The organism is Bradyrhizobium canariense (assembly GCF_018130465.1).
Lineage (GTDB): Bacteria > Pseudomonadota > Alphaproteobacteria > Rhizobiales > Xanthobacteraceae > Bradyrhizobium > Bradyrhizobium canariense_C.
The window spans coordinates 243,216-267,875 of sequence record NZ_JAFCKJ010000001.1 but is presented as its reverse complement, the minus strand read 5'-3'; the positions used below and the strand labels follow the sequence as shown (position 1 = coordinate 267,875).

General features: G+C 64.5%; 21 protein-coding genes and 1 pseudogene. 10 read left to right on the top strand and 12 right to left on the bottom strand.

Annotated elements, in window-relative coordinates:
* Window positions 1-21 precede the first annotated feature (21 nt).
* Window positions 22-1,137: an alanine dehydrogenase gene (gene ald / locus JQ591_RS01170; protein WP_211394204.1), complete on the bottom strand. Its 1,116-nt coding sequence runs from the start codon at window positions 1,135-1,137 to the stop codon at window positions 22-24.
* Between the two features lie 133 nt (window positions 1,138-1,270).
* On the opposite strand from ald, the gene JQ591_RS01165 reads away from it, so the two are divergent.
* The 4 genes and pseudogenes from JQ591_RS01165 to JQ591_RS01150 form a co-directional block, all read left to right on the top strand.
* Window positions 1,271-1,750 carry an Lrp/AsnC family transcriptional regulator gene (locus JQ591_RS01165; protein WP_211394203.1) on the top strand — a complete coding sequence of 160 codons (480 nt, stop codon included), beginning with the start codon at window positions 1,271-1,273 and terminating at the stop codon, window positions 1,748-1,750.
* A 206-nt stretch (window positions 1,751-1,956) separates the two neighbouring features.
* The gene (locus JQ591_RS01160; protein ID WP_211394202.1) at window positions 1,957-3,144 is read left to right on the top strand and encodes a cupin domain-containing protein; all 1,188 of its coding nucleotides are present in this window, start codon (window positions 1,957-1,959) and stop codon (window positions 3,142-3,144) included.
* Between the two features lie 84 nt (window positions 3,145-3,228).
* Entirely contained in the window at window positions 3,229-5,586 is a 2,358-nt protein-coding gene (locus JQ591_RS01155) for an Orn/Lys/Arg decarboxylase N-terminal domain-containing protein (RefSeq protein ID WP_211394201.1), read from the top strand.
* Window positions 5,587-5,592: 6 nt separating this feature from the next.
* Window positions 5,593-6,165 (top strand): annotated as a pseudogene (locus JQ591_RS01150) (N-acetyltransferase family protein); the annotation flags it as partial.
* Here the strand turns inward: JQ591_RS01150 and JQ591_RS35205 are convergent.
* The 3 genes from JQ591_RS35205 to JQ591_RS01140 form a co-directional block, all read right to left on the bottom strand.
* Window positions 6,165-6,377 carry a hypothetical protein gene (locus JQ591_RS35205; protein ID WP_249136330.1) on the bottom strand — a complete coding sequence of 71 codons (213 nt, stop codon included), beginning with the start codon at window positions 6,375-6,377 and terminating at the stop codon, window positions 6,165-6,167. The pseudogene JQ591_RS01150 and the gene JQ591_RS35205 overlap by 1 nt on opposite strands.
* 182 nt (window positions 6,378-6,559) lie before the next feature.
* Complete coding sequence (locus JQ591_RS01145; protein ID WP_211394789.1) at window positions 6,560-7,000, bottom strand: flagellar basal body rod protein FlgC; 441 nt, start codon at window positions 6,998-7,000, stop codon at window positions 6,560-6,562.
* A 115-nt stretch (window positions 7,001-7,115) separates the two neighbouring features.
* Window positions 7,116-8,165, bottom strand: coding sequence for a hydroxyacid dehydrogenase (locus tag JQ591_RS01140; RefSeq protein ID WP_211394200.1), 1,050 nt, complete (start codon window positions 8,163-8,165; stop codon window positions 7,116-7,118).
* A gap of 281 nt (window positions 8,166-8,446) precedes the next feature.
* Here JQ591_RS01140 and JQ591_RS01135 point away from each other — a divergent pair, with 281 nt between their 5' ends.
* The 3 genes from JQ591_RS01135 to JQ591_RS01125 all read left to right on the top strand — a co-directional run bounded on the left by JQ591_RS01135 (window position 8,447) and on the right by JQ591_RS01125 (window position 10,086).
* Window positions 8,447-9,013, top strand: a complete 567-nt coding sequence (locus tag JQ591_RS01135) for a thiamine pyrophosphate-binding protein (protein ID WP_211394199.1) — start codon at window positions 8,447-8,449, stop codon at window positions 9,011-9,013.
* A gap of 10 nt (window positions 9,014-9,023) precedes the next feature.
* Window positions 9,024-9,632, top strand: a complete 609-nt coding sequence (locus JQ591_RS01130) for a thiamine pyrophosphate-dependent enzyme (RefSeq protein ID WP_211394198.1) — start codon at window positions 9,024-9,026, stop codon at window positions 9,630-9,632.
* Window positions 9,633-9,708: 76 nt separating this feature from the next.
* A complete protein-coding gene (locus tag JQ591_RS01125; protein WP_211394197.1) occupies window positions 9,709-10,086 on the top strand; it encodes a VanZ family protein in 378 nt (125 codons plus the stop codon).
* Between the two features lie 59 nt (window positions 10,087-10,145).
* Here JQ591_RS01125 and JQ591_RS01120 read toward each other — a convergent pair whose 3' ends face one another.
* From JQ591_RS01120 to JQ591_RS01085, 8 genes are all read right to left on the bottom strand, one after another.
* A complete protein-coding gene (locus tag JQ591_RS01120; RefSeq protein WP_211394196.1) occupies window positions 10,146-10,529 on the bottom strand; it encodes a DUF1236 domain-containing protein in 384 nt (127 codons plus the stop codon).
* Window positions 10,530-10,641: 112 nt separating this feature from the next.
* Window positions 10,642-11,529, bottom strand: coding sequence for a 2-hydroxy-3-oxopropionate reductase (locus JQ591_RS01115; protein WP_211394195.1), 888 nt, complete (start codon window positions 11,527-11,529; stop codon window positions 10,642-10,644).
* 12 nt (window positions 11,530-11,541) lie between these two features.
* Window positions 11,542-12,327 carry a hydroxypyruvate isomerase gene (gene hyi / locus JQ591_RS01110; RefSeq protein ID WP_211394194.1) on the bottom strand — a complete coding sequence of 262 codons (786 nt, stop codon included), beginning with the start codon at window positions 12,325-12,327 and terminating at the stop codon, window positions 11,542-11,544.
* Between the two features lie 11 nt (window positions 12,328-12,338).
* Window positions 12,339-14,129, bottom strand: a complete 1,791-nt coding sequence (gene gcl / locus JQ591_RS01105) for a glyoxylate carboligase (RefSeq protein WP_211394193.1) — start codon at window positions 14,127-14,129, stop codon at window positions 12,339-12,341.
* A 150-nt stretch (window positions 14,130-14,279) separates the two neighbouring features.
* The gene (locus tag JQ591_RS01100) at window positions 14,280-16,082 is read right to left on the bottom strand and encodes an adenine deaminase C-terminal domain-containing protein (protein ID WP_211394192.1); all 1,803 of its coding nucleotides are present in this window, start codon (window positions 16,080-16,082) and stop codon (window positions 14,280-14,282) included.
* 85 nt (window positions 16,083-16,167) lie between these two features.
* Complete coding sequence (locus JQ591_RS01095) at window positions 16,168-16,968, bottom strand: NYN domain-containing protein (RefSeq protein WP_211394191.1); 801 nt, start codon at window positions 16,966-16,968, stop codon at window positions 16,168-16,170.
* Window positions 16,969-17,076: 108 nt separating this feature from the next.
* Window positions 17,077-17,925, bottom strand: a complete 849-nt coding sequence (locus JQ591_RS01090; RefSeq protein WP_211394190.1) for an IclR family transcriptional regulator — start codon at window positions 17,923-17,925, stop codon at window positions 17,077-17,079.
* 137 nt (window positions 17,926-18,062) lie between these two features.
* Window positions 18,063-20,192, bottom strand: coding sequence for an acetate--CoA ligase family protein (locus tag JQ591_RS01085; protein WP_211394189.1), 2,130 nt, complete (start codon window positions 20,190-20,192; stop codon window positions 18,063-18,065).
* Between the two features lie 350 nt (window positions 20,193-20,542).
* Here JQ591_RS01085 and JQ591_RS01080 point away from each other — a divergent pair, with 350 nt between their 5' ends.
* From JQ591_RS01080 to frc, 3 genes are all read left to right on the top strand, one after another.
* Window positions 20,543-21,235 carry a GntR family transcriptional regulator gene (locus JQ591_RS01080; RefSeq protein WP_162137408.1) on the top strand — a complete coding sequence of 231 codons (693 nt, stop codon included), beginning with the start codon at window positions 20,543-20,545 and terminating at the stop codon, window positions 21,233-21,235.
* A 78-nt stretch (window positions 21,236-21,313) separates the two neighbouring features.
* Window positions 21,314-23,047, top strand: a complete 1,734-nt coding sequence (gene oxc, locus JQ591_RS01075) for an oxalyl-CoA decarboxylase (RefSeq protein WP_211394188.1) — start codon at window positions 21,314-21,316, stop codon at window positions 23,045-23,047.
* Window positions 23,048-23,111: 64 nt separating this feature from the next.
* Window positions 23,112-24,389 carry a formyl-CoA transferase gene (gene frc / locus JQ591_RS01070; protein ID WP_211394187.1) on the top strand — a complete coding sequence of 426 codons (1,278 nt, stop codon included), beginning with the start codon at window positions 23,112-23,114 and terminating at the stop codon, window positions 24,387-24,389.
* Window positions 24,390-24,660: the final 271 nt, after the last annotated feature.

Below are 24,660 nucleotides of genomic sequence, written 5' to 3'. Positions count from 1 at the left end.
CGCACTTTTCCGGATCATGCTCTAGGCCGCCAACCCGCTCCCCACCGGAGCAAACTCCAGCCCGAGGCTTTCCGCCACCGCCTTGTTGGTGATGCGGCCGCGATGCACGTTCAGCCCGTTGCGCAGGTGCGGATTCTCCAGCACCGCGGCAAAACCCTTGTTCGCGAGCATCAGGCCGAACGGCAGCGTCGCGTTGTTCAGCGCCTGGCTCGACGTCACCGGCACCGCGCCCGGCATGTTGGCGACGCAATAATGCACGATGCCGTCGACCAGATAGGTCGGATCGGCATGCGTGGTCGGGTGCGAGGTCTCGAAGCAGCCGCCCTGATCGATCGCGACGTCGACCAGCACCGCGCCCGGTCGCATCGATGCCAACATCGCGCGCGTGACGAGCCTGGGCGCACTCGCGCCCGGCACCAGCACCGCGCCGATCACGACGTCGGCAGCGAACACCTCCTCCTCAACCGACTCGATGGTGGAGAAGCGGGTGCGCACGCGCCCGGCAAAGAGATCATCAAGCTCCCGCAGCCGAGGAATCGAACGGTCGATCACGGTGACTTCGGCGCCAAGGCCCGCGGCCATGCGCGCGGCTTGCGTTCCCACCACGCCGCCGCCGAGCACGACGACCCGCGCCGGCTGCACGCCGGGAACACCGCCCAGCAGCAGCCCGCGGCCGCCGGCCGACCGCTTGAGCACGGCGCCGGCGGCCTCGATGGCGAGGCGGCCGGCGACTTCGCTCATCGGCGCAAGCAGGGGGAGGTGACCGGCCGCGTCGGTGACGGTTTCATAGGCGATCGCGGTACAGCCGGAGGCGAGCAAACCCCTGGCCTGTTCGGGATCCGGCGCGAGATGGAGATAAGTAAACAGGATCTGGCTTTCGCGGAGCTGGACCCACTCGCTTTTCTGGGGCTCCTTCACCTTCACAATCATGTCGGACTTCGCGAAGAGATCGCGCGCGCTCTCGGCAATGGTGGCCCCTGCCCGCCGATAGATCTCGTCGGACGCGCCGATGCCGCCGCCCGCGCCGGTCTCGACCGTCACCTCGTGTCCGGCCGCGACATATTCGCGGACCGCACCCGGGGTGAGCCCGACGCGATATTCCTGCACTTTGATTTCCTTGGGCACACCGACGCGCATCCCGGGCTCCTCCTGATTCACCCCGTGATCGTAGCGACTTGCCCGGTTTGGTTTCGTGCAAATATCCGCTAGCTTCGGTCTCCCTGCGCCGGTTTCCGGCGCGCAAACGCCCTTTCACGCTGGAAACGAAACCTTGGCCCTGGACCGGAAAGATCTCGCCATCCTCGCGGAACTCACCACCAATGCGCGGGCCAGCCACACCGAGCTCGCCAACAAGGTCGGCCTGTCCAGCACCGCGCTGGCACGGCGGCAGAAGGCACTGGAGGACGAGGGCTACATCCAGGCCTATCAGGCCGCGCTCGACCTCGCGCAATTCGGCCTCACCACCACGGTGCTGGTCCGTATCGCACTGGAAAGCCAGAGCGACGAGGCGTTGAAGGCGTTCGAGGCGGAGGTCGTGAAGTGCCCCTCGGTCGTGCGCTGCTTCCTGATGTCGGGCAACGACGACTACATCCTGATCGTGATGGCCCGCGACATCCAGGATTTCGAGCGCATCCATCGCACCGAGCTGTCGCGCCTGCCGCGCGTGGCCCGGGTGCAATCAAGCTTCGCGCTGCGCGAGGTCGTCAACCGCGCGGTGCCGAATGTGGTGTTCGGCGAGGCAAAGCGCTGACTGGGTCGAGCATTTCCCGGATCTCGCTGCACGAGCAAACTGTGCAACGGCAATTTTCCATTTCCCCATCAAAGATAATTGAAGGGCCGCTTCAACCGAACGGTTGAGGCGCAACAGGGGCGTTGATCAGACCCAGATGGATGTGGCGCGGCATAGCCAGTTTTCGCGGTCCACTTCATACAACCAGCTGATATTCGGGGTCTTCGATGTTCAAATCCAACCGCCGTATCTTCATTCAGTCAGTTGCCTTCGGTGCCGGCGTACTCGGCGCCTCCCAATCCGCGATAGCTGCTCCCGACGGACATGCCGCGGGTTACGACGTTGCTCCTGCATCGGAGTTCCTGAAGACGATCCCGCGGAAATCCGGCGATCCCGTCGCGTTCACTGCGTCGCTCGACAAGGGGCCGATCAAGGCCACGTCCGGAGGCTGGGCCCGCGAAGTCACCGCCCGCACCCTTCCGCTCGCGACCGGCATTGCCGGCGCGCATCTCTTCGTCAACGCGGGCGGTGCCCGGGAAATGCATTGGCACAATTCGGCCGAGTGGGCCTACGTCGTCGACGGCCATTGCCAGGTGACGGTGATTGATCCCGAGGGGCTACTCGAAATCGTCAATCTCGCACCCGGTGATCTCTGGTACTTCCCGAAAGGCCACAGCCACGCGATCCAGACGCTCGGGTCCGCCCCCTGTCACGCCATCCTCGCCTTCGACGACGGCCTCTATTCCGAGCACGGCACGTTCGGGATCAGCGACTGGATGAGCCGCTATGACGCGCCGACCCTGTCGCAGGTGCTGGGCGTGTCCACCGACATCCTCAGTGCCAGTCCGAAGGCCGAGACCTACATCATGCAGGGCGAGGTGCTGGCGCTCGACGGTCCGCAGGCGAAAATCGCCCGCGCGCTGGACCGCGATCGAACCCATCGCTTCCCGCTGATGTCGCAGAAGCCGCGTGTGAGCACGGCCGGCGGCCAGCTCTACGTGGCCTCCGCCAAGGAGTTTCCGGTTTCGAGCGCGATGACCGGGATCGTGCTCAAGCTCAAGCCCGGCGCGATGCACGAGCCGCATTGGCACACCGACGCCAACGAGTGGCACTACGTCCTGAAGGGGCGCACGCGCGTAACCCTGTTCGCGTTCGACAAGCGGGTCGCCGTCGCGGAGCTCTCGGCCGGGGAATGCGCCTACATCCCCGCCAACTGCGGACACTCCATTCAGAACATCGGCAAGGAGGATGCCGAAATTGTCGGTGTGCTCGATAGCGGCGCCTACCACGAGAGCAGTCTGGGTGATTGGTTGGCTAAGGCGCCGCGGCATCTCCTCGCCAATAATTTCGGGGTTCCGGAGGCCGCAGTGGCGAACTTCGGGCGCAAGCGCATGGTCATTGCCAGCGCGAGTTGACGGTTCGCCCGCGCCCGGAGCGCTGTCATCTAATTGTCATCGAATGTGCAGAGACCTGTGAGCCTTGCACATTCGGGACAGACAATGGACTATTTCAAGCGCTTCAACTTCCTGTTCGCCGCACCTGTGTTCGACGCCGACGACCTCGAAGGCGTCCGCTTCAACCAGATCATCGAGGAGATCCAGCGCTCCGGCTTCGAGGTCGTTCGCGCCCGCAAGCTGGAGGACGCGGAGATGGCGGTGCAGACCGATGCCGCGATCGGCTGCATGGTGGTGGACTGGGGCAAGAAGGGCCTGGAGGGCAAGACCTCGGCGCTGATCAATTTGATGCGGCGCCGCGGCCTCGACTTCCCGATCATCCTCCTGATCCGGCGCAAGCGGTTCGAGGACCTGCCGGTCGAGGTGCTCGACTTCATCGACGGCTATGTCTTCCTGTCCGAGGAGACGCCGACCTTCATCGCCAAGAACCTGATCAGCCGTCTGAAGCAATATGCGGAGACGCTGAAGACGCCGTTCTTCGGCGCGCTGGTCGACTATGCCGAGGAGGGCAACCAGCTCTGGACCTGTCCGGGCCACAATGGCGGCGTGTTCTACAACCGCAGCCCGATCGGACGGGTCTTCGTCGAACATCTCGGCGAGTCCGTGTTCCGCGACGACCTCGACAATTCCGTGCTCGACCTCGGCGACCTCCTCACCCATGAGGGCCCGGCGCTGAAGGCGCAGAAGGAAGCCGCGCAGATTTTCGGTGCGGAAAAGACCTATTTCGTGCTCAACGGCACCTCGACCTCGAACAAGGTCGCGCTCGGCGCTCTCGTTACCGACGGCGATCTCGTGCTGTTCGACCGCAACAATCACAAAGCCGCTCATCATGGCGCGCTGATGATCAATGGCGGCGTCCCGGTCTACGTGCCGACCATCCGCAATGCCTGGGGCCTGATCGGCCCGATGCGCTGGGACATGCTCGACGAGAAAACCCTGCGCGAGGCGATCCGCAATCATCCCCTGGTCGCGGACAAGGACGCCTGGCGCAAGGAGCGGCCGTTCCGCGTCGCCGTGGTCGAGCAGTGCACCTATGACGGTACCATCCACAGCGCCGAGATGATCCTGAAGCGCATCGGCCATCTCTGCGAGTACATCCTGTTCGACGAGGCCTGGGCCGGCTTTATGAAGTTCCACCCGCTCTATGCCGGCCGCTTCGCCATGGGACTGGCGAACCTTTCCCCCGAGGCACCCGGCATCATCGCGACGCAGTCGACCCACAAGCAGCTCGCGAGCTTCTCTCAGGCCTCCCAAATCCACATCAAGGATCGGCACATCCGCGGCCAGAAGCGGCGCGTCGAGCACCGCCGCTTCAACGAAAGTTTCATGCAGCACGCTTCCACGTCGCCATTCTACCCGCTGTTCGCCTCGCTCGACGTCGGCGCGCAGATGATGAAGGGCCGCTCCGGCGAGGTGCTGTGGGACGACACGATCCGGCTCGGCATCGAGCTGCGCAAGAAGATCCGCGCGATGCGCCGGGAGTTCGAGGAGAAGGAGCAGAATCCGGACCGGCGCTGGTTCTTCGAACCCTTCGTCCCCGATCGCGTCGCCATTCCCGATGTCAGCCGCCCCGGTGCCGCGCACAATGTCGCCTGGGAAACGCTGTCGACCGACGAGCTCGCCACCAATCCCGCGCTGTGGCAGCTCTCTCCCGACAGCGCCTGGCATGGCTTCCATGGCCTCAGCGAGGGCTTTGCCATGACCGATCCGAACAAGCTGACGCTGCTCACGCCCGGCTTCGATCGCACCACCGGCGCCTATGTCGAGCACGGCATCCCCGCGCCGGTCGTCGCGCAATATCTGCGCGAGAACCGCATCGTGCCCGAGAAGAACGACCTCAACTCCCTGCTCTTCCTGCTCACCCCGGGCGTCGAGGCAAGCAAGGCCGGCACGCTGATCTCCGGCCTCGTCGCATTCAAGCGGCTGCACGACGACAATGCACTTCTGGCCGACGTCATCCCCGAGTTCTACCAGCGGCGGCAGGCGCGCTATGCCGGCGTGCGGCTGCGCGACCTCTGCGGCGAGATGCACCGCTTCTTCCGTGCCGCCGACGTCAGCGCACTCCAGGCCCGACAGTTCATGCCCGAGCACATGCCTGAGATCGCGATGTCGCCCCGCGATGCCGCGCGCTACCTGTTCCGCAACGATGTCGACTATCTGCCGATCGAGGCGATCACGGGCCGCATCGCCACCACGCCCTTCGTGGTCTATCCCCCCGGCATCGCCACCATCGTGCCCGGCGAGCGGCTGACAGAGCGGGCCAAGCCCATGGTCGACTACCTCAAGATGTTCGAGACCTGCTTCAACACGTTCCCCGGCTTCGACGTCGAGATCCAGGGCGTCTACAAGGAGGTCGACGCCCAGGGCCGCATCGGGCTCTATACCTACGTCGTTACCGAGTAGGTGCCGATGAACGAAACAGGCGCACTGCGCGCGGATGACGAGCCGGTCCTGGTCCGGCCCTCACGCGAGAACGATATCGAGGCGATGCTGGCGATCTATCGCCATCACGTCCGTAACGGGGTGCCACGCGATGTCGAGGGAACCGGCGCGCCGGAGCCGGACGATCTGCGCGACCGGCGCAAGAATTTGAAGCAGACCCGCCTGCCGCATCTGGTCGCGACCTATCGCGGCGAAGTTGTCGGCTATGCCTACGCTGTGCTGTTTCGCAAGCGCCCGGCCTATCGTTATACGGCCAAGCATTCGATCTACGTCCACCACGCGCATCTCGGTCGCGGTGTGGGACGGCTTTTGCTCCAGGACATGATCGACGCCTGCGCGGCGGCCGGCTTCCGCCAGATGATCGGCTATATCGATGCCGACAATGCGCCCTCGCTGGCGCTGCACGAAAAATTCGGCTTCGCGCGCGCCGGCCTGCTCTGCGGTGTCGCCTATCGCCACGGCCACTGGTCCGACACCGTCATGGTGCAACGGTCGCTCGGCGCCGGCGTCACCGCGCCACCGCGCCCGGCCGTTAAGCCCTACGACGGAAAGTCAGCCGGTCTGACCTGGATGCGGTCGGCATGCAACGACCAATGGTGCAACGCCTGGTCCTTGCAGAATCTCGCCTTCGCCCGCTCTCTGGCTTCGTCCTCGTCGGAGGCGTCGATCTCCAGCGTACCCTGGCACACCTCGGTCTGCCGGCCGTACTGCCCGAGCACGTCCTTCATGAACCTGACGACATAAGTTGACATGGGACCTCCTGCCTGCTTCGGCGGCACTCTAATCCCATTTACCCGGTCTCGGGGAGGCAGATTTTGACCGGGATCAAAGCCGGCAACGGTTCCCGCCGCCGATCCAGGCGTCGGTTCGATCCGTCAGCCGCCCCGCCCTGCCCAAAGCCGCGCGCGACACGGAGCGCACCGGCCGACATCCATTACGTCGTGATATCGAGCAGCGACTCTGTCGTCTCGGCGTAGGCTTGAATGACCTTCGCATTGGCAATGAAGCTGTACTTCGCGGTCGCCATTTCAACGAATTCGCTGGCGAGATCGACATTCGGCGAAGCGACCAGGCCGTCCTGGTTTGCGAAGGGAGCGCTTGGATCGGATTGTACGGTAAAGCTCGGCGAAACTGCCGACACGGTCGCGACTGTGCCGCCCGGCGTCGAGCCGCTCGATTGAGAGACTTGATCGACTCGCAGCGGCACATAGGCGGCGGGAAACGTCGGAGCAATGCCCGCACCGGCCGATGTGCTCGATCCGCCTGATGCTGGCAGCGGACCGGTCGTGTTGACGTTGGCGATATTGCTCGCGGCCACGTTCACGCGCAGGCTCGCCGCAGAAAGTCCCGACGTCGCAATCGAAAGTATGCTCATGCCCCCTGATCTACAGGACAAGTCATACGCGTTCATTCACCGCATCGGTAAAATTCGCCGCGTTCTGTGTTCAGCCTCGTAACCAACGATCGGAGCGCGATCAGACTTCGCGCTCCTACCCCGGCGTCACACCGAACGCCTGCTTGAAGCGCTCCGCATAGCGCGGCCAGACCTCGGGATTGATGATGCGCGGCGGGCGCTTGCCGTCGAGCGTCTGCAGCACCTGCTCGGCAGCGATCCGGCCCATGTTCTGCCGCGCCTCGATCGTGACGCCTGCGGTGTGGGGGCTCGCCAGCACGTTGTCGAGCTGGAGCAGCGGATGCTCCGGCGGCGGCGGCTCCTTGGACCAGACGTCGAGACCGGCGCCCGCAATGCGCTTGTCGCGCAACGCCTGGAGCAGAGCATCCTCGTCGTGAATGAAGCCCCGGGCCGTGGTGACGAAATAAGCGTGCGGCTGCATCAGCGCGAACTCACGCGTGCTGATCATGTTGCGGCTGCCCTTGTTGAGGGGGCAGGAGATCGAGACGAAATCGGCGCGGCGCAGCAGCTCGTCGAGCTCCACCTTCTCTCCGCCCCGCTCGGCCATCACCTCGGCCGTGAGGTAGGGATCATAGGCCAGCACCTTCATGCCGAGCAGGCCCTGGCACAGCGCGGCGATGCGGCGGCCGACATTGCCGAGGCCGATGATCCCGACCGTCTTGTGTTCGACCTCGTTGCCGACGAGCTCGTTGCGGTTGACGTCGCGTTCGCGGCGCAGCCGGCGGTCCGACTGGATGATGCGCTTGGACAGCGTCAGCATCATCGCCAGCGCATGCTCGGCGACGGAATGGGCATTGCCGCCGGACTGGTTGACGACCAGCACGCCCGCATCTGTGCACGCCTCGACGTCGACGGGGTCGAAGCCTGCACCATTGCTCGAGACCAGCAACAGGTTCGGCGTGCGCTTCAGGAAGGCGGCATCGACGTGGAAATGCGGGGCGAGTTCGTCCCGGGCGGCGCCGATCTGGTAAACATGAGCGGCACCGATGATCGGCGCGTAGAAGTCTTCGGGGCTCTCGTTCTCGATGCGATCGAGCCGGACGTCGGGCCGCGCCTTCAGAATGTCGATATAGATCGGATTGGCCAGATATTTGACGTAGAAGACGCGCTTGCTGTTGACGGACATCAGGACCCTTCCGGCTCTCTCCTGGAGATCCGCAGGGCCAGCGCAGCGCGCGCTCCTTCCATGCGTTCCTCCGTTCTCTTGTTATTGCCGCTTATGACACGGCGCTGCCGGCCGCGGCAGGCCGCCTGGCGCAGATCACGGTGCAGCCCGGACATGTTGACAATCCCGCCCGCCGCGTCAAGTTCGGGCGACCGCCGCGACGGCCAAGGCGCCTAAGACCAAGACGGCGCCTAAGACAATGGCAAAGACCAAGAAGCATGCGCGGCTGAAGGGAGAACGCAATGGCGATTGCGGAGCAACATACCTCGTCCGAGGCGGCGCAGACCTCCAGCGACAAGAGCTGGCACGGCATCGTCCTGCAAACCCTGAAGCGGAACGAGATCAGCCTCGTCCCTTACGTGCCCGACCGCGTGCTGACGCCACTGATCAAGAACCTGCACGCCGATCCCTTCTTCACCACCTTTGCCACCGCCCGTGAGGAGGAGGCCGTCGGCATCGTCTCGGGCGCATGGATGGGCGGACGGCGGGCTGCAGTGCTGATGCAGACCTCGGGCTTTGCGACGCTCGCCAACGTGCTGGCCTCGCTCGCGGTGCCCTACCAGATCCCGCTGATCATGTTCGTGTCCGAGCGCGGCACGCTCGGCGAGTTCAACTACGGCCAGTCACTGGTCTGCCGCACCATGCGTCCGGTGCTGGATTCGCTGGCGCTGGAGCATCACACCATCACCCGGCTCGACGAGCTCGAATTCATTGCCGACCGTTCGATCAAGCAGGCCGTGACGACGCAGGCGCCGGTGGCGCTGATCCTCAACCCGCTGCTCACGGGCGGCAAGGTCTTCGACAAGTGAGGCCGGCCAAATGAGTTCAAACATGAACACGCGCAACACCAAGGTCATGAACCGCCTCGACGTCACCTCGCGCCTGATCGCGAAACTCAAGCACGAGGAAGCCGTGATCGGCGGCATCGGCAACACCAATTTCGACCTCTGGGCCGCCGGCCACCGTCCGCAGAATTTCTACATGCTCGGCAGCATGGGGCTCGCCTTTCCGATCGCGCTGGGCGTGGCGCTGGCGCAGCCGGACCGGCGCGTCTTCGCGCTTGAAGGCGACGGCTCGCTACTGATGCAGCTCGGCGCGCTCTCGACGATTGCGGCGTTGAAGCCGAAGAACCTCATCATGATCGTGATGGACAACGGCATCTACCAGATCACCGGCGCGCAGCCGACGCCGGCCGCGAACGTGGCCGACATCGTCGCCATCGCCACCGGCTCCGGGCTTGCCAACAGCGCCTGGGCCGCGGACGAGGAGGATTTTGAGCGTCTGGTCGAGGAAGCCATGTCGGCCTCCGAGCCTAGCCTGATCGCCGTCCGCATCGATGACAAGCCCGGCGTCGGCGCCACCCGACGCGATCCCGTGCAGATCCGGGAACGCTTCATGCACGGCCTCGGCGTGCGCGAACCACTTTAACGTTTCGTCATTAACTACACGGCGATCTGATCCCGCTCCGGCGACAGGCTGGCGCAAACCGTGCTAAGCCGCGCGAATGTCCATTCTGGCTCGCTCCCTTGCCTGGCTTCTCGCAACCGTCGTGGCTTTCGTAACCCTCGGCCCGCCCCGCCTGCGTCCGCATTTCGGTCTCAGCCAGGACAGCGAGCATGCGCTTGCCTTCATCCTGGTCGGACTGGCCTTCGGCCTCGCCTACCGGAATCGTCGCTGGATAGTCGCGGCTATCGCGGTGGCCCTGATCGGCCTGCTCGAGCTGATGCAATTCTGGGCGCCGGGACGACATCCACGGCTGGAGGATTTCCTGGTCGATGCCGGCACGGCCTGCATCGGGTTCGCGCTCGCAGCCGTCGCCGATTGGGTCATAACCCGGTTGCGCGCAAATTCGGCCCTGACGAACCAAGGCCCCGCGCAGTGACACTCCGCAGGGCCCAATTCTTCAAAGCCTGGCTCTTCTTCAAAGCCTAGCTCCGCCGATCAGTCGATGATCTTGACGACGCGGCGTGTGCGCGGCTCGACGATCACGCGGCGATCATTCACGACCGCATAGCGATACTCGGTGTAGTTCGGCACGGGCCGCAGCACCACGGTCGGGGGCAGCGGCTCGCCGACCACGACGCGCTCCTCGACGACGACGGAATCACTACGCGGGATTCCGCCCAGAATAGCATTCGGAATTTCAAGGCCGGCGCCGACAGCTGCACCCACGGTGCCGCCGACCATCGCGCCGACCGGGCCGCCGATGTCGCCGCCCGCACGCGCGCCGTTCCTGGCGCCCTCTTCGGTCGTCGACTGGGCAAAGGCTGCACTCGACGCGAGCAGCGACGCGGCAACCAACGAAATTGCAAGACGGGTCTTCATATGCACACCCTCCAGTTTGCTGATGCGCCTTCAACCGCGGGGCCGGAGCATTGTTCCGGTTCCCACGCGGCGAAAGACGTACCAAATCCGGAGAGTGTTACCGCGTAACAGTTCAGGCTGCAGCGATCTCGTGGCCCGCCATCAGCTCCAGCGCCCGCACCATCGCCGAGTGATCCCAACCCTTGCCGCCATGGGCGGCGCAGGAAGAGAACAATTGCTGCGCCACCGCCGTGCTCGGCAACGACAGGCCGAGCGCGCGAGCGCCTTCGAGCGCAAGGTTGAGATCCTTCTGGTGCAGCTCGATGCGGAATCCGGGATCGAAATTGCGCTTCACCATGCGCTCGCCATGCACTTCGAGAATCCGCGACGACGCAAAGCCGCCCATCAGGGCCTGCCGCACCAGTGCCGGATCGGCGCCGGCTTTCGACGCGAACAGCAGCGCTTCGCTCACCGCCTCGATCGTCAACGCGACGATGATCTGGTTGGCGACCTTCGTCGTCTGGCCGTCGCCATTGGCGCCGACCCGGGTGACGTTCTTTCCCATCCGGTCGAAGATCGGTCTCATGGTGTTGAAAGCGCGCTCGGGACCACCCACCATGATGGTGAGGCTTGCCGCCCTGGCACCGACCTCCCCGCCCGAAACCGGTGCGTCGAGATAATCCGCGCCGAGTGCCTCGATCTTCTTGGCGAACTCCTTGGTCGCCAGCGGCGAGATCGAGCTCATGTCGACCACGATCTTGCCCTTGGAAATGCCGCTCGCGACACCATCCTTGCCAAACAGCACGGCCTCCACATGCGGCGTATCCGGCACCATGATGACGACCGCATCCGCCTCCTCCGCGACCTCCTTGCTCGACTTGCAAGCGACGCCGCCCGCCGCGATCAGCTCGGGTGCGACCGGCGCGACGTCATGCAGGAGAACGCGATGGCCTGCGGCCAGAAGATGGCCGGCCATCGGCCGTCCCATGGTGCCTAGTCCGATGAAGCCGATGTCGATCATGTCCAAATGTCCTCAGGTCTCGAATGTCTGCGCGGCGTGCCAGGACAGGCCTTCCAGCGTCGTGGTGCGCGGCTTGTATTCGCAGCCGATCCAGCCGCGATAGCCGATCGCGTCGAGATGGCGGAACAGGAATGGATAGTTGATCTCGCCGGTGCCCGGCTCGTGACGGCCGGGATTGTCGGCGAGCTGGATGTGCGCGATCTGCGGGAGATATTCCTGCATGGTACGGGCGAGGTCACCCTCCATGATCTGCATGTGATAGATGTCGTACTGGACAAACAGATTGTTCGAGCGCACCTCCGAGATCAGCTGCACGGCCTGCTCGGTGCCGTTGAGGAAGAAGCCGGGAATGTCGAGCGTGTTGATCGGCTCGACCAGAAGCTTGATGTTCTCCCGCGCCAGGGTCGAGGCGGCGAAGCGCAAATTCCCGACCAGCGTCTCGTTGAGCTCGCGCGGATCGGCATCGACAGGCGCGACGCCGACGAGACAGTTGAGCTGCTCGCAATCGAGCGCCTTGGCATAGTCGATGGCGCGGAACACACCGTCGCGAAACTCGGCGACGCGATCGGGCAGGATCGCGATACCGCGCTCGCCTGCCGCCCAATTGCCGGCCGGCAGATTGTGCAGCACCTGCGTCAGCCCATGGCTGTCGAGCTGCTCGCGCAGCTGCGCCTTGTCGAAATCATAGGGGAAGAGGTACTCGACCCCGCCGAAGCCCGCCGCTTTGGCCGCGGCGAAGCGGTCAACGAACGGCATTTCGTTGAAGAGCATGGTGAGGTTGGCGGCAAATTTCGGCATGATGCTGTTCCCTATTCCGCCGGCTGCAGCACGCCGGGCCGCGCTGTCGCGACCTCGTCGAGCGGCAGATCCAGCACCTCCTCGAACTCGACGATGTTGTCGATCTCCGTGCCCATCGCAATGTTGGTGACGCGTTCGAGAATGAACTCAACCACCACGGGCACGCGGTGTTTCGCCATCAATTCGCGCGCGCTGGCGAACGCGGCCTGCGCGTCCCTGGGATCGGTGACGCGGATCGCCTTGCAGCCGAGGCCTTCGGCGACCGCGACGTGGTCGACGCCGTAGCCGCCGAGCTCGGGCGCGTTGATGTTCTCGAAGGAGAGCTGGACGTGATAGTCCATGTCGAAGCCGCGCTGGGCCTGGCGGATCAGGCCGAGATAGGAATTGTTCACGACGACGTGGATGTAGGGCAGATTGAACTGGGCCCCGACCGCGAGCTCCTCGATCAGGAACTGGAAATCGTAGTCGCCCGAGAGCGCGACGATATCGCGATCCGGACACGCCGCGCGCACGCCGAGCGCCGCGGGTAGGGTCCAGCCGAGCGGCCCCGCCTGCCCGGCATTGATCCAGTTGCGCGGCCTGTAGACGCCGAGGAACTGCGCGCCGGCGATCTGCGACAGGCCGATCACGGTGACATAGGTGGTGTCACGGCTGAACGCCTTGTTCATTTCCTCGTAGACGCGCTGCGGCTTGATCGGGACGTTGTCGAAATGGCTCTTGCGGAGCATCGTCTTCTTCCGGTCGCGGCAGGCCGCAGGCCACGCCTGGCGCTCGCGGAGCCTGCCTGACCGGCGCCACTCCCTGGCGACGGTGACGAAGAGTTCGAGCGCGGCCTTCGCGTCCGAGACGATGCCGAGATCGGGATTGAACACACGCCCGATCTGGGTCGGCTCGATGTCGACATGCACGAAGGTGCGCCCCTTGGTGTAGGTCTCGACCGAGCCGGTGTGGCGGTTGGCCCAGCGGTTGCCGATGCCGAGCACGAAATCGGATTCAAGCATGGTGGCATTGCCGTAACGATGGCTGGTCTGAAGACCGACCATGCCGGCCATCAGCACGTGGTCGTCGGGGATCGCGCCCCACCCCATCAGCGTCGGCACGACTGGCACGTTGGCGATCTCGGCAAACTCGACCAGAAGGTCGGACGCGTCGGCATTGATCACGCCGCCACCCGCGACGATCAGCGGCCGTTCGGCCGCATTGAGCATCTCCAGCGCCTTCTCGACCTGCTTGCGCGTTGCGGTCGGCTTGTAGACCGGCAGCGGCTCGTAGGTCTCGTCGTCGAACTCGATCTCGGCGAGTTGCACGTCGAGCGGCAAGTCGATCAGCACCGGCCCCGGCCGGCCCGAACGCATGACGTGAAAGGCCTGGCTGAACACGCGCGGCACCAGCGCGGGCTCGCGCACGGTCACCGCCCATTTGGTCACGGGCTTTGCGATCGACTCGATGTCGACGGCCTGGAAATCTTCCTTGTAGAGCCGCGCCCGCGGCGCCTGGCCTGTGATGCAGAGGATGGGAATCGAATCCGCGATCGCCGAATAGAGTCCGGTGATCATGTCGGTGCCCGCCGGCCCCGAGGTTCCGATGCAGACGCCGATATTGCCGGCCTTGGCCCGCGTGTAACCCTCGGCCATGTGCGAGGCGCCCTCGACATGGCGCGCCAGGATGTGGCGGATCGAGCCGCGCTTCTTCAGCGCCGAGTAGAGCGGATTGATCGCGGCCCCGGGAACGCCGAAGGCGGTCGAGATGCCCTCCTTCTCCAGAATTCGGACGGCAGCATCGATAGCTCGCATCTTCGCCATATCGGACCTCGCTCGTTTACGTCAGCGAGCGAGATCATCGGGCGCGCAAGATGCGATCTCAACGAGATCGATTTTATTTTCCACGATGCGGCAGCCGCGGAAAAATCGTGGCGGCTTCAGTCAGTTAGATCGAGACACGCGTGAAAGCGCTCACCCGAACAGCGGCGCCAGCTCCATCTGCGGCACCAGCACGAGGCCCTTGTCGGTGATGCGAATTTCCGGAATGACCGATAGCGGAATCAGATTGAAGCCCATGTAGGGGATGGTGCAGCCGGCCTCCGCCCATTCCTTCTTCAGCACCTTGACCTCTTCGGCCACCTCCGTGACGCGCTTGTCGGACAAGAGCCCGGCGATCGGCAGCGGCACCAGCGCCCTCACCTTGCCGTCGGCGACGACGCAGACGGCGCCCTGATGCTCCTTGATGGCCGAGATCGCCACCTGCATGTCGGCCTCGTTGGTTCCGGCGACGATGATGTTGTGGCTGTCGTGGCCGACGCTGGAGGCCACCGCCCCGCGCTTCAGGCCGAAATCCTTCAGCAGGCCATAGGCGACATTGCCGGCCGATTTGCCATGGCGCTCGACCACCGTGACGAAGCACAGGCCGTAGCGGGCGAACAGCGAGGGCCAATCCTTTGCAGGCTCGATCGCGATCTTCTCGTGAATGAGCGTGATGCCGGGCAGCGCCGTCTTGATCGCGTTGACGGTGCAGGCCTTTGACGGAAGCTCCGGCGTCAGCTTGAGCTTTTCCGGCAGCTTGACGGTGACGTAGGCCGCCTTCGGATATTGATAGCGCTGCGACAGCGCCTGATCGAGCTTCGGCGTGATCTTGCGGTTCTCGACCACGAGCTCGCCGCCATACCAGGTGCATTGCGGCTTCAGATTGTCGTCCATCAGCACCAGATCGGCGCGGCGCCCGCCGCCGAGCCCGCCGATGTCGCCATCCATGCCAAAGCGCGTCGCGCCATGCAGCGAGCCCATCGACCAGGCCTGCTCGGGCGACATTCCCGCCTTCACCGCCTCCCGCACCACCCAGTCGAGGCCGAACAGCAGGAGATCATCGGCGTCGCGGTCGTCGGTGCACACGGCCGTCCGCTTGTGCGAGGCACCGAGTTCGGTGATGGTGCGGATCGCCTGCGGCAGCGAGTGCCATGGCGTGGTCGGCGGTCCCCCGCGCAGGAACACCCAGACGCCGGCATCGAGCAGATCGTCGGCGATGTCGCGGTCGATCGCCTCATGGGTGTCGGTGACGCCGGACGCCGCATAGGCCGCAACGAAGTCGCGGCCGTAGACATGGCCGGACACCGGCCGCCCGCGCTTCAAGGCGGCGGCGAGGATGGCGTGGCTTCGCTCATCGCCCATGGTGACAGGCACAAAGTCCATCTTCTCGCCGAGCCCGACGGCTTCCGGCCAGCGGTCGAACAGGCCGGCGATCTTGTCCGGCGTAAGGTCGCCGCCGGCAGTCTCAAGTGCGGCCGACGTCGCAGGGACCGTGGAAGGCACCGTCAGGAAGATCGAAAGCGGCGCCTCGCGCGCGTCCTCCAGCATCGCCTCGACGCCGGCGACGTCCATCACGTTGCCGATCTCGTGGCTGTCGCAGAAGATCGTGGTGGCGCCGTTGAGCAGGGCCGCCTCGGCATAGGCGCAGGCCGTCACCATCGAGGATTCGATGTGGATGTGCGGATCGACCAGCCCCGGCGCGACGATGCCGCCGGCCGCGTCATAAACCGGCACGTTGCTGAAGACTTTCTTCGCGGCACCGGCCGGCTTCACCGCAGCAACGCGGCCGCCGGTGATCCAGACCTCGCGGTTCGCATGGATGCGCTCCGAATAGGTCGAGAGCACCCGCGCGCCGGTGACGACGAGATCCGGCGCGACACGGGCCGAGGCCACATCGGCCAGACGCCGGGTCATCGAATGCAGCGGTGCGACGGCGAAGCGGGTAAGTCTGGTCATCGGGACCCTCGCGTGGCGTTATGGCCCGGCGATGGTTACGCCCCGCGCCGGACCGGGCAAGCGCAAATATAACGGCACGCCCTGCTTACGCCTTAGGCGGCGAACCGCCTGCCGCCCCTGACCTCGCGGGTCTGCGCGAGTTCCGCCGCCTCGGGGCTGGTTCGGCAGCGGGCTTGACCCGAATCCGCATCGACCTCCCCTTCGACTCGTCGATCTCGAAGGAATTTGTCTTTCGCACGAGGTCACTCAGCTTGCGGAAGCCGAACGTTCTCGGATCGAAATCGGACGCGAGATTGGCAAGCTGGCGGCCGACTTCCCCGAGCGTCACCCAGCCGTCCTCGCTCTCCATCTGGGTGATGACCTTCTTGATGATGGGGGTCGCGGCATCAAGCGGCTGAAGCGACGTCGATCTCGAGGCGGCGTCCTGGGTGTTCGCCGGGGCGGCAAGCAGGTTCTCCGTATAGACGAACCTCCGGCAGGCCTGCCGGAAGCTCTCCGGCGTCTTCTGTTCGCCGAACCCAAAGACATCGATGCCCTGCTCCCGGATCCGGGCGGCCAGACGGGTAAAATCGCTGTCCGACGACACCAGGCAAAAGCCATCGAACCGGCCGCTGTGCAGCAGGTCCATCGCGTCGATGACCAGGGTGATGTCCGAGGCGTTCTTTCCCGTTGTGTAGGCGAACTGCTGCTGCGGGATGATGGCGTGCTTCGACAGGATGTCGGCCCAGCCCTTCGACCTGGCATGGGAGAAGTCGCCGTAGATGCGGCGAACGCTGGCCTCGCCGATCTTGGCAATCTCCTCGAACAGTCCATCGGCGATCTTTGCCGAAGCATTGTCGGCATCGATCAGGACAGCGAGACGGGGCGAGCGGAGCTCAGCAGGCATGACATTCCCTCAAAAGGACGCGGCAACGGTGCATGGATATACCGATGTCGGGGCGCCTGCCGCCACACCTGATTTCTTCAACGACCCACGACGGACCGCGAACCCGGCTCAGGCCGGCTTCACGACCGGGGTCACACCACCGAGCGCAGCCGTCAGTTCCGCCGCGACCTCGCGCACCACGCGGCCGATCTCCGGCAGCCGGGCGTCGGTGACCCGGCTGGTCAAGCCGGACACCGAGATCGCGGCGAGCGGCTCCGCCAGTGCGTTGTAGACCACGGCCGCGACGCATCGCAGGCCCATCTCAGCCTCTTCATCATCCACCGCAAAACCCTGCTTGCGGATGGTCGCGAGCTCCTTGAACAGATCGCTCGGTCGCACGATGGATTTCTCGGTCAGGCGTGGCATGCCGTGATGGCGGATGACGGCACCGACGTCCTCGTCGGAATAGGTCGCGAGCACCGCCTTGCCGACGCCCGACGTCACCATGGGGACGCGACCGCCAACCTTGGTCAGCGAACGCATGATTTCGCGGCTCTCCATGCGGGTCAGCACGATGATGAACTCGTCGTCGACGACGGCGAGGTTGGCGGTCTCGCGGGTGAGATCACGCAGCTTGCGCAGGTAAGGAATGGCCTGGGCGCTGAAATTGCGCCGCCGGGCAAAGCTCGCGCCCACCGTGAAGCTGCGCACGCCGACATGCCATTTGGATTCGGCGCGGTCGAACTGCACGAAGCGGCGGCTTTCCAGCGTCGCCAGCAGGCGGTGCACGGTCGAGGCGGAGAGCCCGGTGCGAACGGCGAGATCGCTGAGGCGATAGCCTTCGTCGTCTTCGGCCAGCGTCTCGAGGATCGACAGCGCGCGGTCGACGGACTGCACGCCGCCGTCGCGCGCGTCGTGGTCGGCCTCCGATGACGATCGGGGCTCGAGCGATTTGCGCCGGATCACGTTCTTGCCCATCGCGACCTGCCGCTTTGGCTATCGTCATTCCGGGGCGCGCGTAAGCGCGAACCCGGAATCTCGAGATCCTCAGGTGCGCAATTGCGCACTGGAGTTCGATGCTGCGCATCGCCCCGGGATGACAAGAATGATAACGCTCAGAGCAGCCCTGCCCCGCGCGCCCATTTGTACTTGGCGCCCAGGACCTCGACCGGCAGCTCGGTCGAATAGGCATAGGCCGGGATGCCGTTCTGGTAGAGATATTCGGCGGCCTCCTCGACCTCGACGTCGCCGGCGAGCGAGGCGACGATCGGCTTGACGAAGCCCTTGGCCTCCATCTCCTTCTTCACCTCGACCATGTTGCGGGCGAACACCATCGGCGGCGTCACGATGGTGTGCCAGTAGCCGAGGATCAGCGAATGGATGCGCTCGTCGGTCAGGCCGAGCTTCACCGTGTTGACGTAGGTGATCGGCGGCTCGCCGCCGGTGATGTCCACGGGATTTCCGGCCGCGCCAAACGGCGGGATGAACTTGCGGAAGGCCGCATCGAGATCCGCCGGCATCGCCATCAGCGACAGGCCGTTGTCGACGCAGGAGTCCGACAGCAGCACGCCCGAGCCGCCTGCACCCGTGATGATCAGCACGTTCTCGCCCTTCGGCGTCGGCAGCACCGGCACGCCGCGCGCGAACTCGAGCAACTGCCGCAGCGAGCGGGCGCGGATCACGCCGGACTGCGCCAGGACGTCCTCGTAGATCTTGTCGTTGCCGGCGAGCGCGCCGGTGTGCGACGAGGCCGCCTTCGCACCGGCCGAGGTGCGGCCGGCCTTGAGCACAATGACCGGCTTTTTCTTGGAGACGCGCTTTGCCGCTTCCGCAAAGGCGCGGCCGTCCTTGAGGTCTTCGCAGTGCTGCGCGATCAGGTTCGTGTTCGGGTCCTGCTCGAAGAAGGCGAGCAGATCGTCCTCGTCGATGTCGGACTTGTTGCCGAGGCCGACGATCGCCGACACGCCCATCTTGGCCGAACGGGAGAAGCCGATGATGGCCATGCCGATGCCGCCCGACTGCGAGGACAGCGCCGCGTGGCCCTTGACGTCATAGGCGGTGCAGAAGGTCGCGCAGAGATTGGCAGGCGTATAATAGAAGCCGTAGATGTTCGGTCCCATCAGGCGGATGTCGTACTTCTTGCCGACTTCGACGATCTCGGCCTGGAGCTCCGGCGCGCCGGCTTCCGCGAAGCCCGACGGGATCAGAACCGCGCCGGGAATTTTCTTCTCGCCGCATTCGGTGAGCGCTGCGGCCACGAACTTCGCGGGAATTGCGAACACCGCGGTGTCGATCACGCCGGGCACGTCCTTGACGCTCTTATACGCCTTGTAGCCGAGGATCTCGGCGGCCTTGGGATGGATCGGGTAGATGTCGCCCTTGTAACCGCCGTTGATGAGGTTCTTCATCACGGAATTGCCGATCTTGCCGTCTTCGGCCGAAGCGCCGACCACGGCAACCGCCTTCGGCTGCATGATGCGGCTCATGGCCGCGACAATCTCTTCGGTCGGGCGCGGCTTCGGCTTGGGCACGTAAGCGAAGTCGACGACGATGCGGACGTCGGCGGCGATCGCGTCCTTGGCCGTCGCGAACACCGGGTTGAGGTCGAGCTCGACGATCTCCGGGAAATCGGTGACGAGCTGCGAGACCTTGACGATGACATCCGCAAGCGCCGTGCGGTTCACCGGCTCGCCGCCGCGAACGCCCTTCAAAATCTCATGCGCCTGGATGCCGTCGAGCATCGACAGCGCGTCTTGCTTGGTCGCGGGCGCGAGGCGGAAGGTGATGTCCTTCAGGACTTCGACCAGCACGCCGCCGAGGCCGAAGGCAACCAGCTTGCCGAACGAGGCGTCGGTGATCGAGCCGACGATCACTTCGGTGCCGCCGGCCAGCATCTGCTGCACCTGGACGCCCTCGATCTTGGCATCGGACTTGTACTTCATGGCGTTGGAAAGGATCGTCTCGTAGGCCTTCTCGGCGTCTTCGGCCGTCTTGAGGCCGACGATGACGCCGCCGGCTTCGGTCTTGTGGAGAATGTCCGGCGAGACGATTTTCATCACCACCGGGAAGCCCATCGAGGAGGCCATCTTGCCGGCCTCGCCGGCCGACTTCGCCACACCCTCCTTCGGCACCGGAATGCCGTAGGCGTCGCAGACCAGCTTGCCTTCCGGCGCGGTCAGGCTGGTGCGGTTGTCCGCCTTGACCTGGTCAAGCACCTTGCGGACGGCATCTTTGGAATTGGACATGTGGCTTCTCCCTTGACCTTGGTTCTTTGCGTTCTCAAAGCGCGCGCGTGTTGCGGCTGCCCGTGATGCTTTCCATTCGCCGCGCTCTGTTCCATGTCGCGCAACGGAGTGGCATAAAGCCGAGATTACTCCGCCGGCTTGGATCAAAAATGGCTGGCGATGGCATTTGGTATGCCAGAAGCCAACTTGTCAAGCTGCAGCGCAGCTTAGAACGCTGCAAAAAATAGGCAGCTTGACATACTGGTATTTGGTATGCCAAAAACTTTCCGGTTAATATTCCTGTAAAAGACGACTCCCACTGGAGGAGATTCGTCGTGTCACTGCGGAAACCAACCAAGGCGTTGCCGAACATGGCCGAGGCAGATATCGCAATCGTTCGTATTGCCCCGGAGAGCAGCTTCAAGAACAAGGCGTATGACGCCTTGAAGGAAGCCATCCTCAAGATGGACATCTACTCGACGCCCGAGCCGGTGATGCTCGACGAGCGCGCGCTGTCCGAACGCCTGGGCGTGAGCCGCACGCCGATCCGCGAAGCCATCGCGATGCTCGAGCAGGACGGTTTCGTGAAGACGGTTCCGCGCCGCGGCATCATGGTGGTGCGAAGGACCAAGAGCGAGATCGTCGACATGATCCGCGCCTGGGCGGCGCTGGAGAGCATGGCGGCCCGCCTCATCACCACCACAGCGCGCAAGAAAGACATCACGGCGCTGCGCGACTACTTCAAGGATTTTGGCAAGGACCGCCTGCCCGAGGATCACGTCGAGGAATATTCGCGCGCCAACATCGCCTTCCATCAGGCGCTGATCTCGCTGTCGGAATCGCCGGTGCTGGTCGATCTCACCAACGACCTCCTGCTGCACGTGCGCGGCTACCGCCAGCTGACCATCGGACGTAAGGACCGCACCGCGACTTCGCTACCCGAGCATCTCGGCATGATTGAAGCACTGGAAGCGCGCGACACCGAACTCGCCGAGAAGCGCGCCCGCGACCACACGCTTGGCCTTGCCGCTTACGTCGAAGCGCACGGTCAGGAACTCTTCTAACTAGCAACGTTCACCAGAAGGGCGAGGCATCGCCCCCAAAGCCTGAAACGGCACCTTGAGACCAGGGAGATAAGGCCCATGCTGAATACCGCGACCAAGTCCGAAGCACCGGGCACCGAGCAGGAACTGACGGATGGTTTTCACCTCGTCATCGACGCGCTCAAACTGAACGGCATCACCACCATTTATAATGTGCCGGGCATCCCGATCACGGATTTGGGCCGCATGGCACAGGCGGCCGGTATTCGCATGATCTCGTTCCGCCACGAGCAGAACGCCGGTTATGCGGCGGGCATCGCCGGCTACCTCACCAAGAAGCCCGGCATCTGCCTCACCGTCTCCGCGCCCGGCTTCCTCAACGGTCTCACCGCGCTCGCGCACGCCACCACCAACTGCTACCCGATGATCCTGATCTCGGGCTCCTCCGAGCGCGAGATCGTCGACCTCCAGCAGGGCGACTACGAAGAGATGGACCAGCTCGCGATCGCCAAGCCGCTGTGCAAGGCAGCCTATCGCGTGCTGCACGCCCAGGACATCGGCATCGGTCTGGCCCGCGCCATCCGTGCCGCCGTCTCCGGCCGTCCGGGCGGCGTCTATCTCGACCTGCCGGCAAAACTGTTCGGCCAGGTGATGAACGCCGATGCCGGCCAGAAGTCGCTGGTCAAGGTGATTGACGCGGCTCCCGCGCAGATCCCCTCGCCCGCTTCGATCAAGCGCGCGCTTGATGTTTTGAAGAGCGCAAAACGTCCGCTCATCATCCTCGGCAAGGGCGCGGCCTACGCGCAGGCCGACGAGGAGATCAAAACCTTCGTCGAGAAGAGCGGCATCCCCTTCCTGCCGATGAGCATGGCCAAGGGCCTCCTCTCCGACACGCATCCGCAGTGCGCAGGCGCTGCCCGCTCGACGGTGCTGAAGGAATCCGACGTCGTGCTGCTGATCGGCGCCCGGCTGAACTGGCTGCTCTCGCACGGCAAGGGCAAGAACTGGGGCGAAGCGCCCAAGAAGTTCATCCAGGTCGACATCGAACCCAGGGAAATGGACTCCAACGTCGAGATCGTCGCGCCCGTCGTCGGCGACATCGGCTCGGTCGTCTCGGCCTTCAATCAGGCGATCGGTGCGGGCTGGACCGCCCCGCCGGCCGAATGGACCAAGGCGATCGTGTCCAAGCGCGACGAGAACGTCGCCAAGATGGCGCCGAAGCTCATGAACAACAAATCGCCGATGGACTATCACGGCGCGCTCGGCGTGCTGAAGAACGTCATCAAGGATCATCCCGAGGCGATCCTCGTCAACGAGGGCGCCAACACGCTCGACCTCGCCCGCGGCGTCATCGACATGTACAAGCCGCGCAAGCGTCTCGACGTCGGCACCTGGGGCGTGATGGGCATCGGCATGGGCCAGGCGATCGCGGCGACGCTCGAGACCGGCCATCCGGTGCTGGCGGTGGAAGGCGACTCGGCCTTCGGCTTCTCCGGCATGGAGGTCGAGACCATCTGCCGCTACAACCTTCCGATCTGCATCGTCATCTTCAACAATGACGGCATCTATCGCGGCACCGACGTCAACAGCGTCAACGCCGATCCGGCAACGACGGTGTTCGTCAAGGGCGCACGCTACGACAAGATGATGGAAGCCTTCGGCGGCGTCGGCGTGAACGCAACCTCGCCGGACGAGCTCAAGCGCGCTGTCAACGAGGCGATGGCCTCGGGCAAGCCGACGCTCATCAACGCGGTGATCGATCCGGCTGCAGGTTCCGAGAGCGGCCGCATCGGCAACCTCAATCCGCAGAGCGTTCTTCAGAAGAAAAAGTAAGTCCTCCCCTTCAACCCTTTATTCCCTGCGGTTGGCAGGGGCAGACAGAGTACGGAGCAACACGATGACCAAAGCGCTTGAGGGCGTTCGCATTCTCGACTTCACCCACGTCCAGTCCGGACCGACCTGCACGCAGCTGTTGGCCTGGTTCGGCGCCGACGTGATCAAGGTGGAACGTCCGGGCGTGGGTGACATCACCCGGGGCCAGCTGCAGGACATCCCGAACGTGGACAGCCTGTATTTCACCATGCTCAACCACAACAAGCGCTCGATCACGCTGGACACCAAGAACCCCAAGGGCAAGGAAGTCCTCACCGAGCTGATCAAGAAGTGCGACGTGCTGGTCGAGAACTTCGGTCCCGGCGTGCTCGACCGCATGGGCTTCCCCTGGGAGAAGATCCAGGCGATCAACCCGAAGATGATCGTGGCCTCGATCAAGGGCTTTGGTCCCGGACCGTACGAAGACTGCAAGGTCTATGAGAACGTCGCGCAGTGCACCGGCGGCGCCGCCTCCACCACCGGCTTCCGCGACGGCCTGCCGCTCGTCACCGGCGCGCAGATCGGCGACAGCGGCACCGGTCTGCATCTGGCACTCGGCATCGTCACCGCACTCTATCAGCGCACCCATTCCGGCAAGGGCCAGAAGGTGACGGCTGCGATGCAGGACGGCGTGCTCAACCTCGCGCGCGTCAAACTGCGCGACCAGCAGCGCCTCGCCCACGGCCCGCTGAAGGAATACAGCCAGTTCGGCGAAGGCATTCCGTTCGGCGATGCCGTGCCGCGTGCCGGCAACGATTCCGGGGGCGGCCAACCCGGCCGCATCCTGAAGTGCAAGGGCTGGGAGACCGATCCCAACGCCTACATCTACTTCATCACCCAGGCCCCGGTCTGGGAGAAGATCTGCGACGTGATCGGCGAGCCGACCTGGAAGACCGATCCGAACTACGCCAAGCCCGCCGTCCGCCTGCCGCGTCTCAACGAGATCTTCGGCCGCATCGAACAGTGGACGATGACGAAGACGAAGTTCGAGGCGATGGAAATCCTCAACAAGGACGACATCCCCTGCGGCCCGATCCTGTCGATGAAGGAGATCGCCGAGGACCAGTCGCTGCGCGCGACCGGTACCGTGGTCGAGGTCGACCACCCCACCCGCGGCAAGTACATCTCGGTCGGCAACCCGATCAAGCTGTCGGATTCCCCGAGCGACGTGGAGCGGTCCCCGCTGCTCGGAGAGCACACCGACGAGATCCTGCGCTCGGTGCTCGGCTTCAGCGACCACCAGGTCGCCGATATCCACAAGTCCGGCGCGCTCGACCCGCCGCAGAAGCAGGCCGCGGAGTAAGCGGACTTATCTCACAACGCGAAAGGCCGCCGGCTTCGGCGGCCTTTTTGTTGGCGGGCGAAGGGCTGCATCGCACGCTTGCCGCGCCGCCAAGGCTGGATTAAAGATTGGTTCGCGAGGAACAGATGCGGTGGCCGGCCGTTACTCCCTCGACCGGCGTGCTCCCGGAAATGCGAGCATGCCGTCTCCACAGCGAGTGCAGCGCACCTCGCAAAGACTTGCCCCACGCTGAAGAATTGGCCGCCTTCTGGCAAGTCGACCCTTTCAGCTC

Bases quoted from the DNA above. Each gene is read 5' to 3' on its own strand.
- JQ591_RS35205 (WP_249136330.1), bottom strand. From the start codon at position 6,377: ATGTCAACTTATGTCGTCAGGTTCATGAAGGACGTGCTCGGGCAGTAC.
- JQ591_RS01140 (WP_211394200.1), bottom strand. From the start codon at position 8,165: ATGTCCGTCAACAGCAAGCGCGTCTTCTACGTCAAATATCTGGCCAAT.
- JQ591_RS01085 (WP_211394189.1), bottom strand. From the start codon at position 20,192: ATGTCCAATTCCAAAGATGCCGTCCGCAAGGTGCTTGACCAGGTCAAG.
- JQ591_RS01135 (WP_211394199.1), top strand. From the start codon at position 8,447: ATGGCGATTGCGGAGCAACATACCTCGTCCGAGGCGGCGCAGACCTCC.
- hyi (WP_211394194.1), bottom strand. From the start codon at position 12,327: ATGCCGAAATTTGCCGCCAACCTCACCATGCTCTTCAACGAAATGCCG.
- JQ591_RS01100 (WP_211394192.1), bottom strand. From the start codon at position 16,082: ATGACCAGACTTACCCGCTTCGCCGTCGCACCGCTGCATTCGATGACC.
- JQ591_RS01095 (WP_211394191.1), bottom strand. From the start codon at position 16,968: ATGCCTGCTGAGCTCCGCTCGCCCCGTCTCGCTGTCCTGATCGATGCC.
- JQ591_RS01125 (WP_211394197.1), top strand. From the start codon at position 9,709: ATGTCCATTCTGGCTCGCTCCCTTGCCTGGCTTCTCGCAACCGTCGTG.
- JQ591_RS01115 (WP_211394195.1), bottom strand. From the start codon at position 11,529: ATGATCGACATCGGCTTCATCGGACTAGGCACCATGGGACGGCCGATG.
- frc (WP_211394187.1), top strand. From the start codon at position 23,112: ATGACCAAAGCGCTTGAGGGCGTTCGCATTCTCGACTTCACCCACGTC.
- JQ591_RS01155 (WP_211394201.1), top strand. From the start codon at position 3,229: ATGGACTATTTCAAGCGCTTCAACTTCCTGTTCGCCGCACCTGTGTTC.
- oxc (WP_211394188.1), top strand. From the start codon at position 21,314: ATGCTGAATACCGCGACCAAGTCCGAAGCACCGGGCACCGAGCAGGAA.
- JQ591_RS01090 (WP_211394190.1), bottom strand. From the start codon at position 17,925: ATGGGCAAGAACGTGATCCGGCGCAAATCGCTCGAGCCCCGATCGTCA.
- JQ591_RS01160 (WP_211394202.1), top strand. From the start codon at position 1,957: ATGTTCAAATCCAACCGCCGTATCTTCATTCAGTCAGTTGCCTTCGGT.
- JQ591_RS01120 (WP_211394196.1), bottom strand. From the start codon at position 10,529: ATGAAGACCCGTCTTGCAATTTCGTTGGTTGCCGCGTCGCTGCTCGCG.
- gcl (WP_211394193.1), bottom strand. From the start codon at position 14,129: ATGGCGAAGATGCGAGCTATCGATGCTGCCGTCCGAATTCTGGAGAAG.
- JQ591_RS01130 (WP_211394198.1), top strand. From the start codon at position 9,024: ATGAGTTCAAACATGAACACGCGCAACACCAAGGTCATGAACCGCCTC.
- JQ591_RS01080 (WP_162137408.1), top strand. From the start codon at position 20,543: ATGGCCGAGGCAGATATCGCAATCGTTCGTATTGCCCCGGAGAGCAGC.
- ald (WP_211394204.1), bottom strand. From the start codon at position 1,137: ATGCGCGTCGGTGTGCCCAAGGAAATCAAAGTGCAGGAATATCGCGTC.
- JQ591_RS01145 (WP_211394789.1), bottom strand. From the start codon at position 7,000: ATGAGCATACTTTCGATTGCGACGTCGGGACTTTCTGCGGCGAGCCTG.